The organism is Kineococcus sp. AC630, assembly GCF_979255925.1.
Map to the genome: position 1 here is coordinate 1 of NZ_CEEDMJ010000057.1, position 600 is coordinate 600.

The following is a 600-nucleotide window of genomic DNA, read 5'->3' on the forward strand; positions in this document are numbered from 1 at the left end:
ACCCTGGACTGAGGAGAAGCCGTTGTCGGTCGTGGAAACCACCCAGGACGCCCCGCGTCGTGAGTTCGACGTCCTGGTGGTCGGGGGAGGAACCGCCGGCTGCATCGTGGCGGCCCGCCTCTCCGAGGACCCCGCGCTCACCGTGGGCCTGCTGGAGTGGGGGCCGAGCGACGTCGAAGAGCCGCGGGCACTGCAGATCGCCCGCTGGCCCGAACTGCTCGAAAGCGAATACGACCTCGACTACGCCTCGGTGCCGCAGGAACGCGGGAACTCCACCATCCGCCAGACCCGGATGAAGCTGCTCGGCGGCTGCTCCAGCGTCAACACGATGATCTCCTGGAAGCCGCTGGCCTCCGACCTGCGGGAGTGGGTCGCGCTCGGGGCGACCGGCTGGGACGCCGACACCGTCCTACCCTACTGGGACCGGCTGCAGGCACCCATCACCCCCGTCGCGCCACAGCACCGCAACCCCGTGGTGGAACTGAGCATCCAGTCCGCCGTGGCCGCCCTCGGCGTCCCGCGCAGGCACACGTGGAACGACCTGCCCGAGGGTGAGGACCTCACCTCCGGCGCAGGGTTCTTCGAGATCGGCTACGACCC

The 600-nt window shown here is 70.0% G+C and carries 1 protein-coding gene; it reads left to right on the forward strand.

Going from position 1 to position 600, the window contains the following annotated elements; genetic code table 11:
- Positions 1–31: 31 nt before the first annotated feature.
- Positions 32–600: GMC family oxidoreductase N-terminal domain-containing protein (locus AC0I8G_RS25835; protein ID WP_471732499.1), on the forward strand; the 569-nt coding region annotated here is incomplete at its 3' end.